The sequence below is a fragment of the Nocardioides sp. OK12 genome, from assembly GCF_024341885.1.
In the GTDB taxonomy this organism is placed as follows: Bacteria; Actinomycetota; Actinomycetes; order Propionibacteriales; family Nocardioidaceae; genus Nocardioides; species Nocardioides marinisabuli.
This window is the reverse complement of record NZ_BNET01000001.1, coordinates 273,573-295,486: the sequence shown is the minus strand read 5'-3', so window position 1 is coordinate 295,486 and position 21,914 is coordinate 273,573. Positions and strand designations below refer to the sequence as shown.

The following is a 21,914-nucleotide window of genomic DNA, read 5'->3' as shown; positions in this document are numbered from 1 at the left end:
GGTCGGGCCCATGGTGCGAGCACTCATCGTCGTCGACGTCCAGAACGACTTCTGCGAGGGCGGGTCGCTGCCCGTCACCGGGGGCGCGCAGGTGGCCCGCGACGTCGACGCCCTCGTCCAGCGGTGGGCCGCCGGTGGCCCCGACGCCCCCGCCTGGGACCACGTGGTGGCCACCAAGGACCACCACGTCGACCCCGGCGCGCACTGGTCGAGCGACCCCGACTACGCCACGTCCTGGCCGGTGCACTGCGAGGTCGGCACCGACGGCGAGGCGTTCCACCCCGACCTCGACCCGACGCCGTTCGAGGCCGTCTTCCTCAAGGGCCGCCACGAGGCGGCGTACTCGGGCTTCGAGGGCCACGACGCCGACGGCGCCTCCCTCACCGACTGGCTGCGCGGGCGCGGGGTGACCGAGGTCGAGGTCTGCGGCCTGGCCACCGACCACTGCGTGCGCGCCACCGCCCTGGACGCCGTGCGCGCCGGGTTCGGCACCCGGCTGCTGACCGGCCTGTGCGCCGGGGTGGCCCCCGAGACGACCACGGCGGCCCTCGCCGAGCTGGAGGCCCACGGTGTCGACGTCGCCTGACCGGACGGCCCCCGAGCAGGGCGTGCCGGGGCTGGCCGTCGACCTGGCCGACGGCGTGCTCACCGCCCGCTTCGACCGGCCCGAGGTCTTCAACGCCGTCTCCGGCGAGATGATGCTGGCGCTGGCCGACCTGCTCGAGGCCGTGCCGGCGCGCGACGACGTGCGGGTGGTGGTGCTGACCGGCACCGGCGCCGCCTTCTGCACCGGCGCCGACATCAGCGGCGAGGCCGCCCACGAGCGCTTCGACGTGCGCGCCATGGACGTCACCAACCGGGTCGTGCGCGCGGTCGTGGCCTGCGACCGCCCGGTGCTCGCGGCGGTCAACGGCATCGCCGCGGGGGTGGGCTGCTCGATCGCCCTGGCCGCCGACCTCACGGTCGCGGCCGCCTCGTCGTCGTACCTGCTGGCCTTCACCCGCATCGGCTTCATGCCCGACGGCGGCGCCTCGGCCACCGTCGCCGCCGCGGTCGGGCGGGCGCGCGCGATGCGGATGGCGCTGCTGGCCGAGCCGCTCTCGGCCCAGGAGGCCTACGACGCCGGCCTGGTCAGCCACCTGGCCGCCGACGACGACTTCGCCGACCTGGTCGCCACCCTGGCCCGTCGCCTGGCCGCCGGCCCCCCGCTGGCCCTGGCCGCCACCAAGAAGGCGGTCAACGCCGCCACCCTGCTCCCCCTCGAGGACGCCCTCGAGCGCGAGCGCACCGGCCAGAGCGTGCTGATGCGCACCAGCGACGTCGCCGAGGGCATGGCCGCCTTCTCCCAGCGCCGCCGCCCCGTCTTCCGCGGCGAGTAGGGCCCGGCCGGCCGAGCAGTCACTTCTGAACCATCCACCGGTCACTTTCGCACCCCGTCGCGGGTCGGAAGTGACTGCTCGAGGGTTCACAAGTGACTGCTCGGCCCGCGACCCCCCAAGAACTGCTTGACAGTCATCGGGTGGCGGGCGTCTACTACTGTCCAACACTTCTTGGAGGGTCGGTATGACGGGCGACGAGATCACGGCGATGCGGGCGCTGGCGCACCCGATGCGGCTGCGCATCCTCTCGCTGCTGACGGGTACGGCGATGAGCGCGGCGGAGGTGGCGCGCGAGCTGGGGCTGACCCACGCGAACGCCAGCTACCACCTGCGGCTGCTGGCCGACGCCGACGAGCTGGTCGTCGACGGCGAGGAGAAGATCCGCGGGGGCGTGGCCAAGCGCTACCGCTACCCCCACGAGCGCGACCTGACGCCCCCCGAGGCCGGCGCCCCCGCGCGTACCGGCGCCCCCACGGGCTACCTGCGGGCGCTCGGCAAGGACCTGGAGCGGCGCAGCCGGTCGCGGGTGCCGGCCAGCCAGGGCCTGAGCAGCGACCTCGAGGGCTGGGTCGACGAGGCGACCTGGGAGGAGGCGCTCGAGCTCGTCACCCGCGCCGCCCGGCTGCTGCACGAGCGCAACCGGCCGCCGCGCACCGAGGGCACGGTGCACGTCAGCGCGACCACGCTCGCCTTCCGCATGCACGACGGGGGCGACGGGGCCGACGGGACCAGGCGATGAGCACCACCGGCGCCCTCGCCCCACTGCGCGAGCGCAACTTCCGCCTCTACTTCTCCTCGCGCATCGTCAACCTGCTCGGCGCCCTGATGGCGCCGGTGGCGCTCGCCTTCGCGGTGCTGCAGATCAGCGACTCCCCCACCGCGCTCGGGGTGGTGCTGGCCGCGCACAGCATCCCGATGGTGGTCTTCCTGCTGGCCGGCGGCGTGCTGGCCGACCGCTTCGGGCGCACGCTGGTGATCCAGACCTCCAACGTGGTCGCGGGCCTCAGCCAGGGCGGGATCGCGGTCCTGGTCATCACCGACCGGGCCGAGATCTGGCACGTCGTCGTCCTCACCGCCGTCAACGGCGTCGCGGCCGCGGCGGCCCTGCCCGCCCTGGCCGGGGTGCTGCCCCAGCTGGTGCCTCGGGCCCAGCTGCAGCAGGCCAACGTGCTCGTCTCGATGGCCGGGGGCGGGCTGGCGGTCGCCGGGCCGACCGTGTCGAGCCTGCTGGTGGTCGGGGTCGGGCCCGGCTGGGCGCTGGCGGTCGACGCGGTGACCTACCTCGGCGCGGCCGCCCTGCTCTCGCGCATCCGCCTGCCCCGCCCGGTGCGCGCGGCGGGCTCGTCAGCCCTCGCCGACCTGCGCGAGGGCTGGACCTACTTCCGCACCACGCCCTGGCTGTGGATCGTCGTGCTGGCCTTCTCCATGATCTGCGCGGTGCACCAGGGCGGGTTCTTCACCCTGGGCCCGGCCCTCGCCAAGGGCTCCGCCCTGGGCGAGCGCGGCTGGGGGCTGATCCTGTCGGCCGAGGCGCTCGGCCTGCTGGTGGCCGGCCTGGTGCTGCTGCGGGTGCGTCTGGAGCGCCCGCTCTTCTGGGGCATGCTCGGCACGGCCGTCTACGGCGCCCCGCTGGTCGCGCTCGGCCTGACCGACGACCTCGGCATCGCACTGCTCGCTGCACTCGGCGCGGGCGCGGGCATCGGCGTCTTCGAGCTCGCCTGGAACCTGGCCATGCAGGAGAACGTGCCGCCGGACATGCTCTCGCGCGCGTTCTCGTACGACGCCCTGGGCTCGTTCGCGGCGATCCCGCTGGGTCAGCTGCTGGCCGGCCCGCTGGCCGTGGCCTTCGGGCTGCAGCGGGTCATGCTGGTCGCCGGTCTGCTGCTGTCCGCGGTGGCGCTGCTGACCCTGCTCTCGCCGAGCGTACGACGCCTCCAGCGCGCCCCTGCGGACGCGCCGGCCCCCGCCCCGGCGTGACGAGGGCCGGAGAGCTCAGGCGAGGGCCGCGATCTCCCGGGGCCGCTCCGGCACGCCGTCCGCGAGCACCCGGGCCAGGTGGACGGCCAGGTCCCTGGGGCTGAAGGCCACCTCCCCGGCGGCCACCTCCTGGGGCGAGAACCAGCGCAGGCCGTGGACGTTCTCGGCGGCGAGGTCGACCTGCGGCCGGGGCACGAAGCGGGGCGCGCGGACGAGGTAGGTGACATCGGTCTGCCCGTCGAAGTCCGCCATAGTCATCATCCGCGTGAGGCGCCAGACCGGGCCGCGCACGTCGGGGTCGACCAGGCCCAGCTCCTCGACCAGCTCGCGCCTCAGCGCCGCCTCGGCGTCCTCGTCCGGCTCGATCCCGCCCCCGGGGCAGGCCCAGAAGCCGTCCGGGAGCGCCAGCCCCTCCCACCGGAAGTGCACCAGCAGGACGTGGTCGTCGTCGTCCACGACCAGGGCGCGCACTGCCTGTCTCAACCGTGGCTTCGTCACGACGGGCGATCCCATCACGCCCGCCTGGTCGCAGCGTCAGCGGCACCACCGCTCGACCATCGTGCGTACGACGGTCGGGTTGCGGGTGGTCGCGACGGTGCCGAGCACCTTCTCGACGAGGGCGTTGCCCAGCCGGGTGCCGTGCACGCCGTCGGCGCCGACCAGCAGGTGCACGGCGCGACCGCCGAGGACCACGCGCTCCCCCGGCCCGGCCCGTTCCTGCAGGGCGGCGAGCGCCTGGGGGTCGGGGAGGTCGCGCAGCAGGGTGACGTAGTGGTGCCCGTCGTGGTCCAGGGCGGCGGCCGCCGCGTCGACCTCGCGCAGCTCCTCGGGGGTCAGCACGAGGGTCGGCACCTCGAAGCCCCGGTCGGCCAGGAAGGCGGCCTCGAGCGCCGCCTCGATGCGCGGGGTGGAGCGCATCGACGTCGTGAATCGGACGTTGCCGGTGTTGAGGTAGGTCTCGACGTCGGAGAACCCGGCAGCGGTCACCGCGGCCACGACGTCGTCGCGGGGGAACTTCCGTTTGGCGCCGAGGTTGATGGCGCGCAGGAGGGCGATCCGGGTGCTCATGGGCGAGATCCTGCCGCCGGCGCGGGTGGCGCGCCAGCAGCAGGCCTCAGTCGGGCCTCAGGCGGGCCTCAGGCGGAGGTCGTGTTGACGGTGATCTTGGCGATGCCCACGAGCAGCTGGTCGGTGACGGCCTTGGTGCCGTAGGTGTCGTTGAGCAGGCCGGCGGCGACGTCGGAGATGAAGACCTTGGTGCCCTCGAGCACCGCGAAGCGGCCGTCCTTGATGGTCGTGAGGTCCTGCAGGGTGCGCCCGTCGAGACGGAAGAGGTAGGCGCTGGTGACGGCCGTCTGGCCGTTGACCGCCACGTCGCCGTAGACGCGCGAGACGCCCGGGTCGACGTTGAAGTTGCTCAGCCGCACGGTCGTGCCGCCGGCGGTGAGGGTCAGGCCCGAGCCCTCGTGCTGCAGCTGGCCGATGACGTACGGCGACACCTCGCCGGGGGTGAAGACCGAGACGTTGCCGCCGCTGATCGGGAAGACCAGCGAGCCCTTGACCAGGCGCGCGCCGCCGGTGACGCCCGGGGTCAGGCCGAGGCTGCCGAGCGCCTCGACGAAGCCCTCGTCGAGCTTGATCGCGGTGGTCTTTCCCTTGACGGCCTCGATCTCGGCGACCGGCTGCGGCGCGCCGCCGCCGGAGGCGTCGGCGTCGTCGCCACAGGCCGACAGGGGCAGGGCGAGGGCGAGCACGGCGGCGCCGGCGGCGAGCCGGCGCAGGTGACGGGAGGACGGGCGCAGAGCCATGGGGAGATCCGTTCGGAGGGAGCAGAAGGGGGACGGTGACTGTTCGTCACCGTCCCCCCTCGCGGATGGGTCGTGCCTCAGGCGGGCAGGTCGACCGTGATCTCCGCGACGCCGACGAGCAGGCCGGGCTTGACCGCGTCGGTGCCGAAGGTGTCGTTGAGCAGACCGGCGGCGGGCTCCGAGATCTTGACCTCGGTGCCCTCCAGGACCGCCTGGCCGTCCTCGACCTGGAGCGGGTTCAGCGTGCGCCCGTCGAGCTGGAAGAGGAACGCGCTCTCGACGGCGGTCTTGCCGTTGACAGACACGTCGCCGTAGACGCGCGAGACGCCCGGGTCGACGTTGAGGTTCTCGAGCTGCACGGTGGTGTCGCCGGCGCTGAGCGAGAGCCCGGAGCTGACGTGCTGCAGCTGGCCGATGACGTACGGCGAGACGGTGCCGGGCTCGAATACCGTCACGTTGCCGCCGGTGATCGGGAACGAGAGCTCGGCGCCCTCGAGGGTGGCCTCGCCGATGGTGCCGGGGGTCAGCTTGAGCTGGCCCAGCGCGTCGAGGAAGCCCTGGTCGAGGGTGATCTGGGTGTCCTCGCCGGTCAGCGCGTCGATGGCCGCGACGGGCTCGGGGGCGCTCTGGCTGGACTCCGAGGTGGACGCGGCCTCAGCGGTGTCGTTCTCGGTGCCGCAGGCGCTGAGGGGCAGGGCGACCAGCGCGGTGGCCGCGACGCCTCCGAGGATGCGACGGGCGCGGTGGGTGGTGCGGAAGGTGCTGGTGGTCGAGCGCATGGGTGCTCTCCCTGTCTGTGTCGAGGCTGTGGCGTCGTACACAGGTGGTTCGCGTGGCACCCCACGACCGGATGGGGCCTGCGTCCGTGATGCGGGTCACGGACGCAGGCCCGAGGCTCACAGGTTGCCGCGCAGCTCCTGCTCGCGCTCGATGGCCTCGAAGAGCGCCTTGAAGTTGCCCTTGCCGAAGCCCAGCGAGCCGTGCCGCTCGATGAGCTCGTAGAAGACCGTGGGCCGGTCGCCGATCGGCTTGGTGAAGATCTGCAGGAGGTAGCCGTCCTCGTCGCGGTCGACGAGGATGCCGCGCTTCTTCAGCTCCTCGATCGGCACCCGGACCTCGCCGATGCGCTCGCGCAGCGCGGGGTCGTCGTAGTAGGAGTCGGGGGTGTCGAGGAAGGCGATGCCGTTGGCGCGCAGGATGTCGACCGAGCGCAGGATGTCGTTGGTCGCCAGTGCGATGTGCTGGCAGCCGGCACCGTCGTAGAACTCCAGGTACTCGTCGATCTGCGACTTCTTCTTCGCGATCGCCGGCTCGTTGAGCGGGAACTTCACCCGGTGGTTGCCGCTCGCGACGACCTTCGACATCAGCGCCGAGTAGTCGGTGGCGATGTCGTCGCCGATGAACTCGGCCATGTTCGTGAAGCCCATGACCTTGTTGTAGAAGGTGACCCACTCGTCCATCCGGCCGAGCTCGACGTTGCCGACGCAGTGGTCGACGGCCTGGAAGAGCCGGCGCGGGTGGCCCTCGGGGCGGGTCACGGTGGTGCTGCGCGCCTCGAAGCCGGGCAGGTAGGGCCCGTGGTAGCGCGAGCGGTCGACCAGGGTGTGGCGGGTCTCGCCGTACGTCGCGATGGCGGCCATCCGCACCGTCCCGTGCTCGTCGGTGACGTCGTGGGGCTCGTCGAGGATGGTGGCGCCCACCGAGCGGGCGTGCTCGATGCAGCGGTCGACGTCGGGCACCTCGAGCGCCAGGTCGACGACGCCGTCGCCGTGCTTGCGGTGGTGCTCGAGCAGCGGGCTGTCGGGGGTGACGCCGCCGGCGAAGACGAAGCGGGCGCTGCCCGAGCGCAGCACGTAGACCTTGGCGTCGCGCAGCCCGTTCTCGGGGCCGCGGTACGCCTCGAGGTCCATCCCGAAGGCCAGCTGGTAGAAGGTCGCGGTCTGGGTGGCGTTGCCGACCACGAAGCAGACGGCGTCCATCGCGGTGACCGGGAACGGGTCGCTGCTGGCGTCGTACTCGACCAGTCCGACGAGCTGGCGCAGCTGCTCGAGGGTCAGGTCGGCCTTCAGCTCGTCCTCGGTGAGGGCGCCGCCGGTGGTGGGGGTCTCGTGCGTGGTGGTCATGGGTGCAGCGTGGCCGGGCAGGGCAGAGTGTGCAACAGTACGCCGACACGCTGGTCAGGTTGCACAGTCAGGAGGCGCCACGTGGACGACCTGGACGTCAGGTTGATCGACCTCTTCAGCAACGAGCCGCGCATCGGCGTGCTCGAGGCGTCGCGTCGGCTCGGCGTGGCGCGCGGCACCGTGCAGGCGCGCCTCGACAAGCTGGTCGAGCGGGGCGTCGTCACCGGCTGGGGCCCGGACCTCTCCCCCGCCGCGCTGGGCTACCCGGTCACCGCGTTCCTGACCCTCGAGATCCGCCAGGACGTGGGCACGCCCGACGCCGGCGAGGACCCCGGCGCCAGCGGCCACGACCTGGTCGGCGAGCACCTGGCGCGCATCCCCGAGGTGCTGGAGGTGCACACCATCACCGGCGCCGGCGACCTCTTCGCGCGGGTGGTGGCCGGCTCCAACGCCGACCTGCAGCGCGTCATCGACCGGGTGCTGGCCCACCCCGCGATCACCCGCTCCTCCACCGTCATCGCGCTCGCGACCCAGGTGGGCTACCGGACCCTGCCGCTGGCCCGGGCCGCCGCCGGGCGCTGAGCCGAGCCGGTGGCGGGGTCAGCCCTCGCGCCCCGAGAGCAGCGCCGCGACCTCGTCGGCGGCGGCGATGACGGCCTGGCTGACCAGCCGCTCGTCGAGGGTGCCGAGGGTGACGATCCCGACGCTGGCCTCGAGGCCGTCGACGTCGCGCACGGGCGCGGCGAGGCCGCGGGCACCGGTCTGCAGCTCGCCCTCGGTCACCGAGTACGCCGCCCCCGCGCGCCCGCGGCGCGCCAGCAGCACGGCCCGGCCCGCGGCGCCCTGGGCCAGCGGGTGGCGGGTCCCGACCCGGTAGCCGACGTGGAAGTCGGTCCACGACGGCTCGACCACCGCGACCGCGAGCGCCTCGGCGCCCTCGGCGACGGTCAGGTGGGCGGTGCAGCCGACGGTCTCGGCGAGGCGGCGCAGCACCGGGCCGGCGAGGTCGCGCAGCACCGGCTGCACCGCCGAGGCCAGGTGCAGCACGCCGAGCCCGACGTGCAGGCGGCCGCGGGCGTCGCGGCGTACGAGCGTGTGCTGCTCGAGGGTGGCGACCAGCCGGTAGACCACGGTGCGGTTGACCTCGAGCCGCGCGGCGAGCTCGGTGACGGTCAGGCCGCCGGCGGAGCCGGCGAGCGTCTCGAGGACCAGCAGCCCACGGTCGAGGGTCTGGGAGGTCTCGGCCGGCACGGGGTGGAGTCTAGGGCGCTCAGCCCGACTTGCGCGCCGCCCACTCGCGCACCCGGTCGATGCGGGCGCGCAGCTGCTCGGCGTTGGCGATGGCCGCGGCCGGCCCGCCGCACTCCTTGCGCAGCGCGGCGTGGGTGATGCCGTGCGCCTGGCCGGTGCGGTGGAACCAGGCCGCCACCAGGCCGTTGAGCTCGCGGCGCAGCACGGCGAGCTGCTCGTGGGTGGAGACCTGCTCGACGCTGGGCACCGCCGGGGCGGCCGCCGCGGCCGCGGGCTTCTGCTTGCGGGCCCGGTCGGACTGGCGCTGGCGCAGCAGGTCGCGCATCTGCCCGGGCTCGAGGAGGCCGGGGATGCCCAGGAAGTCCATCTCCTCCTCGGAGCCCACCTGCACCTCGCCCTCGTGGCCGAAGGTCGCGCCGTCGTAGAGCACGTGGTCGAAGCGGGCCTCGGAGCCGATCGCCTCGAAGGAGAGCGACTGCTCCTCGGAGGAGGCCGACTCGCTGGCGTTGGCCTGGGCCAGCAGGTCGTCCTCGGCGGCGAAGATGTCGTCCTCGTCGGTGACCTTGCGGCCCAGCACGTGGTCGCGCTCGACCTCCATCTCGGAGGCGAAGGAGAGCAGCCGCGGCACCGAGGGCAGGAAGATCGAGGCGATCTCGCCGCGGGTCCGGGCGCGCACGAAGCGCCCGACCGCCTGGGCGAAGAACAGCGGGGTCGAGGTGGTCGTGGCCCACACACCGACGGCCAGCCGGGGCACGTCGACGCCCTCGGAGACCATCCGCACCGCGACCATCCAGCGCGACTCGTCGGCGGCGAACGCGCTGATCTTCTTCGACGCGGCCTTCTCGTCGGAGAGCACCACGGTGGCGGACTCGCCGGTGATCTTGCGCAGCGTCTTGGCGTAGGAGCGGGCGCTGTCCTGGTCGGTGGCGATGACGAGCCCGCCCGCGTCGGGGACGTGGCGGCGTACCTCGGAGAGCCGCTTGTCGGCCGCGGCCAGCACCGAGGGGATCCACGAGCCCTCCGGGTCGAGGGCGGTGCGCAGCGCCTGGTTGGTCAGGTCCTTGGTCAGCGGCTCGCCCAGGCGGGCGGCCACCTCGTCGCCGGCGCGGGTGCGCCAGCTCATCTCGCCGGAGTAGGCCAGGAAGAGCACCGGGCGGACGACGTGGTCGGCCAGCGCGTGGGAGTAGCCGTAGGTGTAGTCGGCGGCCGAGCGCGGGATGCCGTCAGGGCCCGGGGCGTAGGAGACGAACGGGATCGGGTTGACGTCGGAGCGGAACGGCGTGCCGGTCAGCGCCAGGCGCCGGGTCGCGGGCTCGAAGGCCTCGCGCACGCCCTCGCCCCACGACAGCGCGTCACCGGCGTGGTGCACCTCGTCGAGGATCACCAGGGTCTTGAACCGCTCGGTGCGGATGCGCATCGCCAGCGGGTTGACCGCCACCCCGGCGTACGTCACCGCGATGCCGACGTAGTCCTGCGAGGTGCGGCCCTTGCCGGCGGCGTACGTCGGGTCGATCGGGATACCGGCACGCTCGGCGGCCTGCGCCCACTGGGTCTTGAGGTGCTCGGTGGGGGCCACGACCGTGACCCGGTCGATGATCCGGCGACCCAGCAGCTCGGCGGCCACCGACAGCGCGAAGGTCGTCTTGCCGGCGCCGGGCGTCGCCACCGCCAGGAAGTCGCGCGGCTGCTCGGTGAAGTACTTCTCCATCGCCGCCTGCTGCCAGGCGCGCAGCGAGGGCGCGGTGCCCCAGGCGGCGCGCTCGGGCCAGGCGGGGGGCAGTGCGGGCGTCAGCGAGGGGCCGGACCCATCCTCGAGGAAGAGGTCCGGCTGGTCGGAGCCCGTCACGCGTCGGAACCGCCCTGGCCGCCGGGACCACCGGAGCCGCCCGAGGAGCCGCCCGAGGAGCCGCCGTCGTTGAACGACTCCCAGACCTCCTTGCAGTCGGGGCAGACCGGGAACTTCTCCGGGGAGCGGCTGGGCACCCACACCTTGCCGCACAGGGCGATGACGGGCGTGCCCATCACCATCGCCTCGGTCAGCTTGTCCTTGTCGACGTAGTGCGAGAAGCGCTCGTGGTCGCCCTCGTCGGTCGGGACCGTCTGGCGGTCCTGCCGGAGGTCCTCCTCGACGGCGGTACCGGTCCCGAATCCGAAGCTGCTCACGAGAGACCACCCTACGCGAGAAGCGCGTTCAGTTCAGGTCGGGATCGGCCGGGCGGGTGGAGTGCCAGGCCAGCTCGCCCGGCTGGCGGCGCATCACCTCGCGACGCAGCTCGGTGGTCTCCTCGCGGAACACGTCGGCGTCGTGGGCGGGCACGACGTACCAGCTGCCCTCGGCGATCTCGTCGTCGAGCTGGCCGGCACCCCACCCGGCGTACCCGGCGAAGATCCGCAGCGCGTCGAGGTGCTCGGCCAGCAGCTCCACGGGGGTGTCGAGGTCGACCAGGCCCAGGCTCGCGGTGACGGCCCGGTAGCCCAGCGGCTCCTCCCCCGCCCCCGCCGCCAGGTGCGCGACGGCCAGGGCACCCTCGGTGCTGACCGGCCCGCCCTGGAAGAGCACCTCGGGCTCGGCGACCACCGGGCTCCAGTCGGCCAGCACCTCCGCGACCGGCACCGGCGTGGGCCGGTTGAGCACCACCCCCAGCGCACCGTCGTCGTCGGCGTCCAGCAGCAGGATCACCGTGTCCGCGAAGTTGGGGTCGAGCAGGGCCGGGCTCGCCACCAGCAGCATCCCCGCACGCGCCTCCCTCGCCATGGCCCCATCATGGCCGAGCAGTCACTTTTGAACCATCGACCGGTCACTTGCGCACCCTTGTTCGGCTGCGTGGACGCGCCGCGAGCCGGCCGGTTCGAACGAGCCGGCTCGGCGCGCCGGGGGGTGAGCACCGTCGAACTCCCGGTGCCCCCCCCATGGCGTACGGCGAGGTCGGCGCGGTTCTTGCGGGGTCTCGACGACGCGCGTCGCTGGCGCTCCTTGCTGCTCGACCAACGGACCGTCGTACGGCGGGAGCCGGCGTCGGCAGGGCGGACGACGACGGCCCCCGTCCGCCGCGGCAAGGAGGGAGGGAGCCGCGGCGGCGGGGGCCGTCTGCGACCCGGAGGGAGGGGCCGGGTCGGTCAGGGGGCGGGTCAGGCGGCGAGCGCCGCCCGGAGCCGGTGCAGCAGGGTCGGGCGCTCGAGCTCCGCACCCACGGGAGCGGGGGCCCAGCCCTCGCGGGCGGTGGCCTCGAGGCGGGCGCCGACGCCGGCCGCGCCGGCGTCGTAGGCGCTGGCGCGGCCGGCCATCACCGCGAGGAAGGCCCGCTCCTTGGTCTCGGCGCGCGCCATCGCGGCGGCCATCTCGTCGTCGAGCGGGTGGACGCGGTGGGCGTCGACGATCGCGCGCACGCCGGGCAGCTCGTCGGCGGTGGCGCGCCAGGCGGCGACGACGGCGCGCTCGAGGTCCATCGGGTCGTTCATCAGCTCGCGCTCGATGCGGCCGGCGAGGCGGGTGTGCCAGCGCAGCTGCAGGGCGCCGAGGAGGTCGAGCTCGGAGCCGAAGGCGTCCTCGACGCCGTCGACGTCCATCGGCAGGCGGCCGTCGCGTCGGAGATCGGCGCTGGCGATCACACGACGGAGGGTCTCCCCGCGGTGGCGATACGAGTTCCAGGTCATGAGGTGTCTCCTGTGTCGGTCAAGGTTCACATACCTTGAGTACGTACCGAGAGTACGGAGTCATACCGACGGTATGCAACGGCCGGAGGGGTGGTCCGGGCGTGATGCTGACCACCGGGACCCGAGGCGGGTCCGGGCCCGCCGTCAGGGCGTCGTGACGCCCGGCACACCGCACTCCTTAGGGTGGACCCATGCCGAAGCCCTCCGTCCACAAGCTGGTGCCCAAGGTGCCGGGCGTGCCCGGGGTCGGGGGCACCCGCCGACAGCAGTACTCCGCCTCGACCAAGCGCGGTCTGGTGGACGTCGCCGAGCAGCTCTTCACCCAGCACGGCTACGCCGGCACCTCCCTCGACGCCATCGTGGGCGGCGCCGAGGTGACCAAGGGCGCGCTCTACCACCACTTCTCGGGCAAGCAGGCGCTCTTCGAGGCCGTCTTCGAGCGCGTCGAGGCCGAGGCCTCGCGCGCCATCCAGAAGTCGCTCAAGGAGAACCCCGACCCGTGGACGAAGGCCCGGGCGGGCCTCGAGGCCTTCCTCGTGGTCGTCCAGGACCCGACGTACCGGCGCATCGTGATCCAGGAAGGCCCTTCGGTGCTCGGCTACGAGCGCTTCCGCGAGCAGGAGGAGCGCTCCACCTTCGCCAACGTGCTCGACATCGTGCGCGCCGTGCTCGAGGCCGGCCCGTGGGACCTCGACGAGGACATGCAGCAGACCTTCGCCCGGATCTTCTTCGGGGCGATGTCGTCGGCGGGCGAGGCCGTGGCCGGCTCCGACGACGCGGTCGCCGCCGCCGCTCGGGTCGAGACCGCGATCGGCTTCATCATCAGCGGCTTCCAGGCGCTGGCCGACGCGGGCGTCGAGCTGCCCGAGTCGCCCGAGCAGCCCCGGTGACCTACGGCGAGTAGCTCACCGCGCCGGACGCGGCGGGCACGAGCTCGACCCACGTACGACCCGCGGGCACCGTCAGCTTCTTGCCGCGCACGCTGAGCGCGAGCGGCGCCTCGAGCGTCGCCTTCGACCACTGCCCGCTCACCACGCGGCCGTCGTGGAAGAGCAGCGCCTGGCCCTTGCCCTCGAGCTTCGTCTCGGGCACCGGGTTGCCGGCCGGGTCGCGGTAGCCGGCGTCGCCGACCTGCACGCGCAGCACCAGCACCGTGTCGGCCGGGAACCGGTCGTCGGCGGCGGCGAAGGAGTTGGTGTTGGTCCAGCCCTTCGGCCCGTGGCTCCAGGTGGTGGTCTGGCTGCCGAAGTCGGCCGCCAGCGAGGTCGCCGGCTTGCCCTTCGGCAGGTCCTCGGCCTCGCCCCACGGCAGGTAGTCGTCGGGGCGCGCCTCCTCGCCCTCGACCAGGGTGGTGGTGGCGGCGAGGTCGGTGAAGAGGTTGTACGGCGCCGCGCGGCTGTTGTCGCGGAAGAAGCCCTTGGCGCCCTCGGAGAAGAACGTGATGCCGGCCCCGCGCACCCGCTGCAGGGTGACCGGGGCGGCGCCGCTGGTCACGACGGCCGCGTCGGCCGGCGCCACGATGCCGATGTCACTGGCCCGCATCGACCGCACCGGGCCGACGGTGCCGGGGATGTCGGAGTAGTAGAACGCCGCGAGCCGGGTGACCCCGCCCTCGACGAGCTCCTCGACCACGAGGTCGGCCGAGCCCAGCCCGCGCTGCGGGGCGCTGGAGGGGGTGTTGTCCATCTTGACCACCATCACCGGGTGGTCCTGGGCGGCCGACTCCGAGCCGGTCACCGACAGCCCGGTCAGCGGCCAGGTCGCGTCGATGGTGGCGCCCTTGCTGACCTTCTGGCTCCCGGGGCCCTCGGCGGCGGGCTCGTCGCCCCCACCCTCGTCGGAGGAGCAGGCGGCCAGTCCCAGGCAGGCGACGGCGACCACCGCCGCCGCCCGCAGGGGGCGGTGCGGTCGGCGGCGCAGGGCCGGTCGGGTGCGGGCAGTGCGCACGGTGGCTCCGATCAGGGGTGGCGACAGGGGGTGGGGGCGACGGGTGGTGCGGTGGGGCGGGCTCAGCCGAGCTTGGCGCCGCCGTCGACGTACAGCGTCTGGCCGGTGATGTACGACGCCTCGTCGCTGGCCAGGAACGCCACGGCCGCGGCGATGTCCTCGGGGAAGCCGACCCGCTTGACCGGGTTGGCCTCGGCCGAGAGGGCGCGGAACTCGTCGACGTCCATCTTGAGGCGGGCGGCGGTGGCGTCGGTCATCTCGGTGGCGATGAAGCCGGGCGCGACGGCGTTGGCGTTGATGCCGAAGGGGCCCAGCTCGATGCCCAGGGTGCGGGTGAAGCCCTGGATGCCCATCTTGGCCGCGGAGTAGTTGGCCTGGCCGCGGTTGCCCAGCGCCGAGACGCTGGAGATGTTCACGATCTTGCCGTACTTCTGCTCCACGAAGTGCTTCTGGGCGGCCTTGGTCATCAGGAACGCGCCCTTGAGGTGCACGTTCATGACGAGGTCCCAGTCGTCCTCGCTCATCTTGAAGAGCAGGTTGTCGCGGGTGATGCCGGCGTTGTTGACCACCACGTGGATGCCGCCGAGCTCCTCGACGACGCGGGTGACCGCGGCCTCGACGGAGTCGCCGTTGCTCACGTCGGCGCCGATGCCGGCGGCCTTGGCCCCGTCGACGAGGGGCAGGCGGCCCGCGGCCTCGGAGGCGGCGGCCTCGTCGAGGTCGACGATGGCGACCGAGGCGCCCTCCTCGGCGAAACGGGTGGCGGTGCCGAAGCCGATGCCTCGTGCGCCTCCGGTGACCACGACGACGCGTCCGTCGAAACGACCCATCTGCTGTCCAACTCCTTCAAGTCTGCGGCGGCGCGCCCGCGGCGCGCTCGCGCGGTGGGCTCACCGCGCCGTCTGCACGATAGCCGCGACTCAGTCGAGGGCTGCGCGCAGTCTCGCGGCGTACGCCGCCCGCTCGCCGTCGGCGTACTTCTGGCGCGGCCAGAAGAAGCCGCGCAGGCCGTCGCCCTTGGTGCGGGGCACCACGTGCAGGTGCAGGTGGGGCACCGACTGGCTGACGGTGTTGTTGATCGCCACGAAGCTGCCCTGCGCCCCGAGCTCGTCGACGACGGCGCCGGCGATGCGCTGCGCCGCGGCCAGGAACGGGTCCCGCAGGGCCGCCGGCAGGTCGGGCAGGGTCACCACGTGCCGGCGCGGCACCAGCAGCACGTGGCCCTTGAAGACGGGCCGCTGGTCGAGGAAGCCGACCAGGTCCTCGGTCTCGAGGACGAGGTCGGCCTCCGTGTCGCCGGCGACGATGCTGCAGAAGACGCAGTCGGTCATGCCCCGCAGGCTAGCCGCGGCCGCGCACCCACTCGTCGCGGGCGAAGACGCCGGAGTCGGGGTGGTCGGCGAAGAGGCCGTCGATGCCGGCGTCGAGCAGGTCCGTGATCTCGGCGAAGACGTCGCCCTTGGCGTCGGGGTCGACCCCGCGGCGGTAGGTCGTGGGCATGAACTGGTTCTCGTCCCGCACGGTGTAGACGACCACCCGCAGGCCCGCGGCGTGGGCGTCGTCGACCAGGGCGGTGGGCTCGCCGGCCGCCCCGTCGGCGGTGCGGGGCACGACCATCGACTTCTCGGGGCCGATCCAGTCGGCGTACGTCGCGACCTCGGCGAGGCCCGCGGGCGTCGCGAGGTCGGCGTACGTCGTGTCGTCGCCGGCGGCCACGAGGTCGTAGGGGGCGCCCGAGCCGCTCATCAGCTGCTCGACGGGGGCCTTGGTCAGCGCGGCGATCTCGCGCAGGTTGGTGGTCTCGAAGGACTGGATGAGGACCTTGCTGCGCTTCTGGTCCAGGTCGAAGCGCTCCAGGGCCGCCAGCAGCGGCTCCTCCAGGCTGAGCCCGGCGGAGTCGAAGTAGGTGGGGTGCTTGGTCTCGGGCGCGACGCCGATCGTGCGTCCGGTGCGCTTGGACTCCCGGCGTACCAGCCGCAGCACCTCGGTGAAGGTGGGCACCGTGAAGCGGCCGTCGTAGCGGGTGTTGTCGGGGCGCACGCCAGGCAGCCGCTCGACCGCACGCAGGGTGCGCAGCTCGGCGAGGGTGAAGTCCTCGGTGAACCAGCCGGTGGTCTCGCGGCCGTCGATGGTGCGGGTCGTGCGCCGGTCGGCGAACTCCGGGTGGTCGGCGACGTCGGTGGTGCCCGAGATCTCGTTCTCGTGGCGGGCCACCAGCACACCGTCGCGGGTCGAGACGAGGTCGGGCTCGATGTAGTCGGCGCCGAGCCGGATCGCGAGGCGGTAGGCGGCGAGGGTGTGCTCGGGCCGGTAGCCCGAGGCGCCGCGGTGGGCCACGACGACGGGCGTGGCCAGCTGCTCGACGGCACGGGTGCGCTGGTCGGGGGCGGCCGCGGCACCGGGAGCCAGCAGCAGGGAGCCGGCCAGGACGGCGCTCAGACCGCCGAGCAGGCCGGTGGTCAGGCCGGTGGCCAGGCGGGTGGTCAGGGCGGTGGAGGGCAGGGGGAACCGAGATGTCCGAGAGGTCATGGGCAGACCTTCGGGCCTCCGGCCGCACGTCGGGTGACCGTGCGGCGGGCGGCGCGTGAACGTGAGCGGTCGGAGCGGTGGTCGCGCCGGACGATCAGTGGCAGACCACGTGGTCGCACTCGGGCGGCAGGTCGGGCCGGTCCCCGCGACCGGCGGTCCGGCCGGCGGCGCGCGCGTCGAAGTGGTGGGCGTCGGCGGTGCCGTAGGTCCAGCGCAGCGTGTGGGTGCGCAGCAGCGCCACGACGGCGTGCGAGCCCGAGCGCCAGGCGACCTCGGGGTGGTCGCGCCCGACCCACCAGCCGGTGGGCAGCCAGCCGCCGGAGGTCCGGTAGGGGTTCTCCCACGGGTTGAGGTCGAGCGAGCGGCCCCACGAGTGCGGCGAGCGCACCCCGGGCCGACCCACGACCTGGCGGCAGTTGAAGGCCGAGGTGTTGCCGGCGGCCATCGAGGCGTGGTCGTCGGCGCCCTGCAGCCGCTTCGACCAGCCGAAGCGGTCGACGCGGTACATCGAGCGGATCGGCAGCTCGCGGGCGTACATGCCGCTCAGCGCACGGCTCATCCGCCCCACGGCGTCGGCGTGGGCGACGAGCTCGCCGCGGTGGCGGTAGCCGTCGTAGCCCCAGTAGTTGATGCGCAGCAGCCGCAGCGAGTCGCGCCCCACGGGGCACCCGGCGTGCCAGCTGCGGCCGGTCATCTGCTTCCAGACCCCGCCGGGGATCCGCGAGACTTCGGCGTTGGGGCCCTCCCCCACCGCTCGGGCCTGGGCCGGCAGCGAGCGGCGCGGGCTTGGTGCGCCCGCGGGCAGGCGCACCGGGGTGCCCGGCGGGCGGTTGTCGAGGCGGTGGACCGTGCTGGTGCCCCGGGCCAGCCACGGCCGCTGCGCGAGCCTGGCCCGGTAGCGGGTGTCGACGCGCGGGGCGACCTCGGCGTCGGCCCGGCCGCGCTCGTCGAGGCGCAGGGCTCGCTCCTCGACCCAGCGCCTCCCGGCGCGCCGCAGCAGCTGCACCGGCCCCTCGACCGGGTCGCCGGCTCCCGTGGTCACCCGCACCCGCAGCACCACCGACTGCTCGTCGACGACGCTGCCGGGCCCGCGCAGCCGCACGTCGGCGTTGCGGCGGCGCAGCGCCAGGCGCACCAGCCCGGTGCTCGAGCCCTCGTGCGTCTCGTCGCCGTCGTACGTCGCCCGCACCCGGTTGTCCTTCGGCGCCCGCGCCGCCTCGACCTGGGCGGTGGCCGCGCCGCTCTCGTCGGTCGCCGCGACCGGCACCTCGCTCCACGCGCCCCCGACGCGCCGTTCGAGACGCAGCGGCGCGCCGGTGACCGGTGCTCCCGCCGCGTCGGTCAGCACCATTCGCACCGGCACGGCGTCACCGGCGTACCGGGCGGGCGCGGAGGCCTCGAGCACCGTCGCGGACGGTGCGGGCGGCCCGGGTGGCCCGGGTGGCCCTGGTGGCCCTGGTGGCACCGGGTCCTCGACCCCGGCCAGGGCCGGGACGGGCACCGCCAGCAGCGTCGCGGCGGTCGCGAGGACCAGCAGCAGGCGGCGGGGGCGGGGGGTGGGCTGGCGGCAGGGTCGTGCGGCTCCGAGATGCACGCGCACAGTGTGCCCGCCGCGCGCGGCGGGCCGGGCCACCCCGACGCCGGGTCAGTGGGAGATCTGCGCCGGGTCGGTGCGAAGTTCGGGCCGGGTCAGCGCGAGATATGGGCCGGGTCGGCTACCAGCCGAGCTTGGCCAGGCGGTAGCGGCGACCGAAGCCGCGCAGGTCGTCGGTGGTGTAGTCCTGCTGCTCGGCCCGCACCTCGGCGGCGGTGGCCTTGAAGCGGCTGAAGGGCAGGAAGCCGGCCATCACCGCGCGGGCCTGGGTGACGAGCAGGTCGCGGTGCCGCGACTCGTGCAGCTGGCCGTGCCACTGCTCACCCTGCCAGCGGAACGAGAAGATCCAGTAGAAGAGCGACCCGCCGGAGCCCGCGAAGTGCAGGTGGGTCTCGTCGACGCGCAGCTCGTGGCTCAGCACCAGGTTCTCGCGGTCGGCCTCGACCTCCTCGTCGAAGACGAGGTGGCTCAGGTCGGCGGTGAACTCGTGGGACGACCACGTGACCCCGGACGGGTCGGTGGCGGTGATGCTCATGCAGCTCCTCGGAGATGTGGCGTGCGGGGCGCGCGGGGCGTTCGGCGGGGCATGCGGGCGCCTGTCGTCGTCACGGGCCCCCCGGCCCCGCGACGCCGACACCACCAGTTCTAGGCCCTGACCTGCGATTTCCACCAGCGTCAGCAAAGTCCCGAACGAATCCGAACAACCCGGACGCGGCTCCGTACAGTGGGTGGGCACGGACGGCACCCCCGGACCGCCCGGCGCCCGGCTCGAGGAGGACGTGGTCATGACCGACACGCCGACCGAGTCGCGTGACACCGGTGAGTGGGACCCCCTCACCACGCGGCTCCAGCAGCTGCGCGTCCAGGCCGGCGAGCCGTCGTACGGCGAGATCGCGCGGCGCGTCGCGCGCCTGCGCAGCGAGGCCGGGCGCAGCGAGCACGAGGCGCGGGTGGCCCGCACCACCGTCTACGACGCCTTCCGCACCGGCCGGGCGCGGGTCAACCTCGAGCTGGTCCGCGAGATCGCGGCCGTGCTCGGCGGCGACGACCACGACGTCGACACGTGGGTGGCCGAGTGCCGCCGCCGGCCCGAGCCACCTGTCACCCCGACCCCGCACGAGACGACCGCCCCCGAGTCCCCGACCGAGTCCCCGGCCGCGGTGTGGTCACCGCCCTCGCTGCGCCTGGTCCTGGTCCTGATGGCGCTGTGCGTCGTCGCCAACCTCGTCGGGCGCTTCCTGGTCGACCAGCTCACGCTGCCGATCCACCTCGACATGGTCGGCACCGCCACCGCCGCCATCGCGCTGGGCCCCTGGTTCGGCGCGGGCGTGGGCCTGACCAGCAACCTGGCGGGCGCCGCGGTCAGCGGCTCCTCGTCGATCCCGTTCGCGCTGGTCAACGTGGCCGGAGCGCTCACGTGGGGCTACGGCGTGCGCCGCTTCGCCATGGGCCGCTCGTTGCCGCGCTTCCTCGGGCTCAACGTGGTGGTGGCCTTCGTCTGCTCGGCGCTGGCAGTCCCCCTGCTGCTCTGGTACTTCGGCACCGTGGTCCACAGCCAGAACTTCCTCACCGTCACCTTCCTCGAGCTGACCGGGGTGCGCGAGGCCGCCATCGCGCTCGCCAACCTGGTCGTCTCGCTGGGCGACAAGATCATCAGCGGCTTCCTCGCGCTGGTCGCCTGCTCGATGCTGCCGCTGGTGCTGCGTCGACGGACCCCGCTCGTGCTGGTCTCCCCCGACCTCGGGGGCCCGAGCGACTGAGGTCGCCCGGGCCGGCCGGCGTCGTGTCAGACCAGGTCGCGCCCCTCGCGACGCGCCTCGGCCCACTCCCGGGCGAAGGCCCGCCCGATGATGAAGAGGACCGCGGCCACCACCACGGGCCAGATCAGGACGTAGAGGGTCAGGGCGGTGGGGTTCATCGGATCTCCTCGCTGAAGGCGTGCGGGTCGTCGTCGCTGGGGGCGGCCCGGTCGAAGTCACCGGTGGCCTCGGCGATGTGGGCGAAGTCGAAGCGCTCCTCCTGGCCCACCGACATCGCCCAGCACACGACGGTGCTGACCGCGTAGGCCACCAACGAGCCGCTGAGCGTGGCGTAGTCGTGCAGGAAGCCGATCACGAAGGGCGCCGAGACCACCATCGCGAGCACCCCGACGACCTGGGCCGGGCGGGTCCCGAGGAAGCCGAAGACCATCAGCCCCAGCACCACCCCGATGCCCACGACGCTCAGGACGTCGACCAGCAGCCCGGTCGGCCCGGTCATCGGGACCCACCCGAAGCGCACCGGCAGGAAGGCCGCGAGCGCGGCCACGACCGACACGGTGAATGCCTTGTTGGTGACCTTGTCCCAGTAGAAGCTCGCCAGCACCGGGAACACCAGGGCGCCCCACAGCGCGCCGACGAAGACGAGCAGGTCGAGGATGTTCAGCTCGAGGCTGGCGAAGGCGACCGCGGCCGCGGTGGCCACCACCATGGTGGCCCGCCCGATCAGCAGCATCGTGCGCGGGTCCGCGTCGGCCTTGCCGGCCACGTTCTGCCCGTAGACGTCGGTCATCACGATCGACGAGAGCGCCGAGAGGTCGGAGTCGGCGGTCGAGGACAGCGCGCCGATGATCATCACGAAGAACACCGCCAGCAGCACCGGCGGCAGGTACTGCGCCGCCATGCCCGGGATCAGGTTGTTCGAGTCGCCGCCCTCGGGCTCGAAGCCCAGGTAGAGGGCCAGCACGCCCAGCATGCCGACGCCGATGACCATGGCCCCGTAGCCGACGGTCGCAGTGATGAAGGTCGGCTTGATCAGGTCGGAGCGCACCGCGAAGAGCCGCTGGGCGATCGTCTGGTTGCCGATCGCGTAGGCCAGGACCGCCGCGATGTAGGGGGCGCCCTGGTTGAGGAACGCCTCGCTGGAGAAGAAGCTGCCCTGCTGGGGCGTCAGGTTGGCCGCCCCGGTCTCGAAGGCGGCCGGGAAGCCGGCGGCGAGGAAGATGACCGGGACGATGACCGCGACCGCGCCCAGCATGCCGATCACCTGCACGAAGTCGGTGAGCACCGAGGCCCGGAAGCCCGACCACAGCGTGTAGAGCAGGACGCCGGCCGCCACGGTGACCACGCCCTGGATGAAGCCGAACGGCGTCAGCAGGGAGATCAGCACGCCGCCGGCGATGAAGTTCGACATCAGGCTGATCAGGCTGCCGACCACGTTGGAGCCGGCCAGCATCAGCTGGCTGGAGCGGCCGTGGCGGGCGTACATCACCTCGGCGAGGGTGTGCGCCCGCGGCGCGACGGCCCGGATCCGCTTGCCGAAGGGGTAGATGAACAGGATCATCAGCGCCCCCCACAGCCCGTAGTGGATGGGGCCCGAGATGCCGTAGGTGTAGCCCGAGGTCGCCGAGGCGTACATCGACGAGGCCCAGATCCAGGTCGCGGTCATGCTGGCCGCCGAGATCCCGAAGCCGACCCTGTTGCCGGCCGTCATGTAGTCGTCGGCGTTCTCCTGCTTCTTGCCGATCCGCGAGGACACCCAGAAGGTGCCCCCGTAGAAGAAGACGATCAGTCCGATCGCCGTCGCTGCGCCGAACGGAGCCGAGTCGAGCCCGATCATGCGCCACCTCCTCCACGCTGGTCGCAGGGCGCGCGTCGGCACACCCTGCGCATCG

The 21,914-nt window shown here is 73.4% G+C and carries 25 protein-coding genes; 7 read left to right on the top strand and 18 right to left on the bottom strand.

What is annotated here, in order from left to right:
- The first annotated feature begins 10 nt into the window (after nucleotides 1–10).
- The 4 genes from OCU29_RS01465 (at nucleotide 11) to OCU29_RS01450 (ending at nucleotide 3,356) form a co-directional block, all read left to right on the top strand.
- The gene (locus tag OCU29_RS01465; protein ID WP_306798997.1) at nucleotides 11–586 is read left to right on the top strand and encodes an isochorismatase family protein; all 576 of its coding nucleotides are present in this window, start codon (nucleotides 11–13) and stop codon (nucleotides 584–586) included.
- The gene (locus OCU29_RS01460; RefSeq protein WP_258016900.1) at nucleotides 570–1,379 is read left to right on the top strand and encodes an enoyl-CoA hydratase-related protein; all 810 of its coding nucleotides are present in this window, start codon (nucleotides 570–572) and stop codon (nucleotides 1,377–1,379) included. Before OCU29_RS01465 ends, OCU29_RS01460 begins: the two co-directional genes overlap by 17 nt.
- Before the next feature lie 184 nt (nucleotides 1,380–1,563).
- On the top strand, nucleotides 1,564–2,118 hold the full coding sequence (locus tag OCU29_RS01455) for a transcriptional regulator (RefSeq protein ID WP_261818539.1): 555 nt from the start codon (nucleotides 1,564–1,566) through the stop codon (nucleotides 2,116–2,118).
- On the top strand, nucleotides 2,115–3,356 hold the full coding sequence (locus tag OCU29_RS01450) for an MFS transporter (RefSeq protein WP_261818538.1): 1,242 nt from the start codon (nucleotides 2,115–2,117) through the stop codon (nucleotides 3,354–3,356). The genes OCU29_RS01455 and OCU29_RS01450 overlap by 4 nt, the downstream gene beginning before the upstream one ends.
- A gap of 15 nt (nucleotides 3,357–3,371) precedes the next feature.
- Here OCU29_RS01450 and OCU29_RS01445 read toward each other — a convergent pair whose 3' ends face one another.
- From OCU29_RS01445 to hppD, 5 genes are all read right to left on the bottom strand, one after another.
- Nucleotides 3,372–3,839 carry an NUDIX domain-containing protein gene (locus OCU29_RS01445; protein ID WP_261818537.1) on the bottom strand — a complete coding sequence of 156 codons (468 nt, stop codon included), beginning with the start codon at nucleotides 3,837–3,839 and terminating at the stop codon, nucleotides 3,372–3,374.
- A 51-nt stretch (nucleotides 3,840–3,890) separates the two neighbouring features.
- Entirely contained in the window at nucleotides 3,891–4,424 is a 534-nt protein-coding gene (locus OCU29_RS01440; protein WP_261818536.1) for a DUF1697 domain-containing protein, read from the bottom strand.
- Nucleotides 4,425–4,492: 68 nt separating this feature from the next.
- On the bottom strand, nucleotides 4,493–5,164 hold the full coding sequence (locus tag OCU29_RS01435; protein ID WP_261818535.1) for a hypothetical protein: 672 nt from the start codon (nucleotides 5,162–5,164) through the stop codon (nucleotides 4,493–4,495).
- A 77-nt stretch (nucleotides 5,165–5,241) separates the two neighbouring features.
- Entirely contained in the window at nucleotides 5,242–5,943 is a 702-nt protein-coding gene (locus OCU29_RS01430) for a hypothetical protein (RefSeq protein ID WP_218876320.1), read from the bottom strand.
- Nucleotides 5,944–6,060: 117 nt separating this feature from the next.
- Nucleotides 6,061–7,287, bottom strand: a complete 1,227-nt coding sequence (hppD, locus tag OCU29_RS01425) for a 4-hydroxyphenylpyruvate dioxygenase (protein ID WP_261818534.1) — start codon at nucleotides 7,285–7,287, stop codon at nucleotides 6,061–6,063.
- A gap of 81 nt (nucleotides 7,288–7,368) precedes the next feature.
- Here hppD and OCU29_RS01420 point away from each other — a divergent pair, with 81 nt between their 5' ends.
- On the top strand, nucleotides 7,369–7,869 hold the full coding sequence (locus OCU29_RS01420) for an Lrp/AsnC family transcriptional regulator (RefSeq protein WP_179615751.1): 501 nt from the start codon (nucleotides 7,369–7,371) through the stop codon (nucleotides 7,867–7,869).
- 18 nt (nucleotides 7,870–7,887) lie between these two features.
- On the opposite strand, the gene OCU29_RS01415 is transcribed toward OCU29_RS01420, so the two are convergent.
- The 5 genes from OCU29_RS01415 to OCU29_RS01395 form a co-directional block, all read right to left on the bottom strand.
- Nucleotides 7,888–8,538: an IclR family transcriptional regulator gene (locus OCU29_RS01415; protein WP_179615750.1), complete on the bottom strand. Its 651-nt coding sequence runs from the start codon at nucleotides 8,536–8,538 to the stop codon at nucleotides 7,888–7,890.
- 19 nt (nucleotides 8,539–8,557) lie between these two features.
- Nucleotides 8,558–10,246 carry a DEAD/DEAH box helicase gene (locus OCU29_RS01410; protein WP_370463648.1) on the bottom strand — a complete coding sequence of 563 codons (1,689 nt, stop codon included), beginning with the start codon at nucleotides 10,244–10,246 and terminating at the stop codon, nucleotides 8,558–8,560.
- 134 nt (nucleotides 10,247–10,380) lie between these two features.
- Nucleotides 10,381–10,701 (bottom strand): DUF3039 domain-containing protein, encoded by a 321-nt coding sequence (locus tag OCU29_RS01405; protein ID WP_261818533.1) that lies wholly within the window; start codon nucleotides 10,699–10,701, stop codon nucleotides 10,381–10,383.
- 28 nt (nucleotides 10,702–10,729) lie between these two features.
- Entirely contained in the window at nucleotides 10,730–11,293 is a 564-nt protein-coding gene (locus OCU29_RS01400) for a YqgE/AlgH family protein (RefSeq protein ID WP_261818532.1), read from the bottom strand.
- A gap of 374 nt (nucleotides 11,294–11,667) precedes the next feature.
- The gene (locus OCU29_RS01395; protein ID WP_261818531.1) at nucleotides 11,668–12,147 is read right to left on the bottom strand and encodes a hypothetical protein; all 480 of its coding nucleotides are present in this window, start codon (nucleotides 12,145–12,147) and stop codon (nucleotides 11,668–11,670) included.
- Nucleotides 12,148–12,383: 236 nt separating this feature from the next.
- Between OCU29_RS01395 and OCU29_RS01390 the strand changes: the two genes are divergently transcribed.
- Nucleotides 12,384–13,082, top strand: coding sequence for a TetR/AcrR family transcriptional regulator (locus tag OCU29_RS01390; RefSeq protein ID WP_179615746.1), 699 nt, complete (start codon nucleotides 12,384–12,386; stop codon nucleotides 13,080–13,082).
- A 1-nt stretch (nucleotide 13,083) separates the two neighbouring features.
- Here OCU29_RS01390 and OCU29_RS01385 read toward each other — a convergent pair whose 3' ends face one another.
- The 6 genes from OCU29_RS01385 to OCU29_RS01360 all read right to left on the bottom strand — a co-directional run bounded on the left by OCU29_RS01385 (nucleotide 13,084) and on the right by OCU29_RS01360 (nucleotide 18,797).
- Nucleotides 13,084–14,139, bottom strand: a complete 1,056-nt coding sequence (locus tag OCU29_RS01385; RefSeq protein WP_261818530.1) for a DUF3048 domain-containing protein — start codon at nucleotides 14,137–14,139, stop codon at nucleotides 13,084–13,086.
- A 62-nt stretch (nucleotides 14,140–14,201) separates the two neighbouring features.
- Nucleotides 14,202–14,969, bottom strand: a complete 768-nt coding sequence (locus OCU29_RS01380; protein WP_261818529.1) for an SDR family NAD(P)-dependent oxidoreductase — start codon at nucleotides 14,967–14,969, stop codon at nucleotides 14,202–14,204.
- 90 nt (nucleotides 14,970–15,059) lie between these two features.
- Nucleotides 15,060–15,470 carry an HIT family protein gene (locus OCU29_RS01375; RefSeq protein WP_179615743.1) on the bottom strand — a complete coding sequence of 137 codons (411 nt, stop codon included), beginning with the start codon at nucleotides 15,468–15,470 and terminating at the stop codon, nucleotides 15,060–15,062.
- 10 nt (nucleotides 15,471–15,480) lie between these two features.
- A complete protein-coding gene (locus OCU29_RS01370; RefSeq protein ID WP_261818528.1) occupies nucleotides 15,481–16,668 on the bottom strand; it encodes a glycerophosphodiester phosphodiesterase in 1,188 nt (395 codons plus the stop codon).
- 94 nt (nucleotides 16,669–16,762) lie between these two features.
- Complete coding sequence (locus OCU29_RS01365; RefSeq protein ID WP_261818527.1) at nucleotides 16,763–18,262, bottom strand: M15 family metallopeptidase; 1,500 nt, start codon at nucleotides 18,260–18,262, stop codon at nucleotides 16,763–16,765.
- Between the two features lie 121 nt (nucleotides 18,263–18,383).
- Nucleotides 18,384–18,797, bottom strand: a complete 414-nt coding sequence (locus OCU29_RS01360; protein WP_261818526.1) for a hypothetical protein — start codon at nucleotides 18,795–18,797, stop codon at nucleotides 18,384–18,386.
- Nucleotides 18,798–19,047: 250 nt separating this feature from the next.
- Here OCU29_RS01360 and OCU29_RS01355 point away from each other — a divergent pair, with 250 nt between their 5' ends.
- Entirely contained in the window at nucleotides 19,048–20,022 is a 975-nt protein-coding gene (locus tag OCU29_RS01355; protein WP_261818525.1) for a hypothetical protein, read from the top strand.
- A 26-nt stretch (nucleotides 20,023–20,048) separates the two neighbouring features.
- On the opposite strand, the gene OCU29_RS01350 is transcribed toward OCU29_RS01355, so the two are convergent.
- Together OCU29_RS01350 and OCU29_RS01345 are read right to left on the bottom strand one after the other, a co-directional pair.
- Nucleotides 20,049–20,180 carry a putative transporter small subunit gene (locus OCU29_RS01350; protein WP_261818524.1) on the bottom strand — a complete coding sequence of 44 codons (132 nt, stop codon included), beginning with the start codon at nucleotides 20,178–20,180 and terminating at the stop codon, nucleotides 20,049–20,051.
- A complete protein-coding gene (locus OCU29_RS01345) occupies nucleotides 20,177–21,859 on the bottom strand; it encodes a sodium:solute symporter family protein (protein ID WP_261818523.1) in 1,683 nt (560 codons plus the stop codon). Before OCU29_RS01345 ends, OCU29_RS01350 begins: the two co-directional genes overlap by 4 nt.
- Between the last annotated feature and the right edge of the window lie 55 nt (nucleotides 21,860–21,914).

Coding starts and splice junctions, on each gene's coding strand:
- OCU29_RS01430 (WP_218876320.1), bottom strand. CDS start 5,943: ATGCGCTCGACCACCAGCACCTTCCGCACCACCCACCGCGCCCGTCGC.
- OCU29_RS01435 (WP_261818535.1), bottom strand. CDS start 5,164: ATGGCTCTGCGCCCGTCCTCCCGTCACCTGCGCCGGCTCGCCGCCGGC.
- hppD (WP_261818534.1), bottom strand. CDS start 7,287: ATGACCACCACGCACGAGACCCCCACCACCGGCGGCGCCCTCACCGAG.
- OCU29_RS01410 (WP_370463648.1), bottom strand. CDS start 10,246: ATGGAGAAGTACTTCACCGAGCAGCCGCGCGACTTCCTGGCGGTGGCG.
- OCU29_RS01390 (WP_179615746.1), top strand. CDS start 12,384: ATGCCGAAGCCCTCCGTCCACAAGCTGGTGCCCAAGGTGCCGGGCGTG.
- OCU29_RS01465 (WP_306798997.1), top strand. CDS start 11: ATGGTGCGAGCACTCATCGTCGTCGACGTCCAGAACGACTTCTGCGAG.
- OCU29_RS01440 (WP_261818536.1), bottom strand. CDS start 4,424: ATGAGCACCCGGATCGCCCTCCTGCGCGCCATCAACCTCGGCGCCAAA.
- OCU29_RS01350 (WP_261818524.1), bottom strand. CDS start 20,180: ATGAACCCCACCGCCCTGACCCTCTACGTCCTGATCTGGCCCGTGGTG.
- OCU29_RS01360 (WP_261818526.1), bottom strand. CDS start 18,797: ATGAGCATCACCGCCACCGACCCGTCCGGGGTCACGTGGTCGTCCCAC.
- OCU29_RS01455 (WP_261818539.1), top strand. CDS start 1,564: ATGACGGGCGACGAGATCACGGCGATGCGGGCGCTGGCGCACCCGATG.
- OCU29_RS01400 (WP_261818532.1), bottom strand. CDS start 11,293: ATGGCGAGGGAGGCGCGTGCGGGGATGCTGCTGGTGGCGAGCCCGGCC.
- OCU29_RS01375 (WP_179615743.1), bottom strand. CDS start 15,470: ATGACCGACTGCGTCTTCTGCAGCATCGTCGCCGGCGACACGGAGGCC.
- OCU29_RS01370 (WP_261818528.1), bottom strand. CDS start 16,668: ATGACCTCTCGGACATCTCGGTTCCCCCTGCCCTCCACCGCCCTGACC.
- OCU29_RS01345 (WP_261818523.1), bottom strand. CDS start 21,859: ATGATCGGGCTCGACTCGGCTCCGTTCGGCGCAGCGACGGCGATCGGA.
- OCU29_RS01380 (WP_261818529.1), bottom strand. CDS start 14,969: ATGGGTCGTTTCGACGGACGCGTCGTCGTGGTCACCGGAGGCGCACGA.
- OCU29_RS01355 (WP_261818525.1), top strand. CDS start 19,048: ATGACCGACACGCCGACCGAGTCGCGTGACACCGGTGAGTGGGACCCC.
- OCU29_RS01450 (WP_261818538.1), top strand. CDS start 2,115: ATGAGCACCACCGGCGCCCTCGCCCCACTGCGCGAGCGCAACTTCCGC.